Source organism: Domibacillus sp. 8LH (assembly GCF_038806185.1).
Lineage (GTDB): Bacteria > Bacillota > Bacilli > Bacillales > Domibacillaceae > Domibacillus > Domibacillus indicus_A.
Window position 1 is genome coordinate 1 of record NZ_JAVJNG010000312.1, and the last position, 239, is coordinate 239.

1 pseudogene is annotated in these 239 nt (G+C 42.7%); it reads left to right on the top strand.

Annotated features, from left to right (window positions below):
• A pseudogene (gene rpsC, locus RG959_RS24845) lies at positions 1-239 on the top strand (30S ribosomal protein S3); the annotation flags it as partial.

Below are 239 nucleotides of genomic sequence, written 5' to 3' on the forward strand. Positions count from 1 at the left end.
TGGTAAACGAGTACACATCAACATTGTGGAAATTAAGAAAGTTGATCTTGATGCAACACTAGTTGCTGAAAACATTGCTCGTCAATTAGAAAACCGTATCTCATTCCGTCGTGCACAAAAGCAATCAATTCAACGTGCAATGCGCGGAGGAGCAAAAGGAATCAAAACACAAGTTTCCGGACGTCTTGGTGGAGCAGATATCGCTCGTGCGGAACATTATAGTGAAGGAACAGTACCAC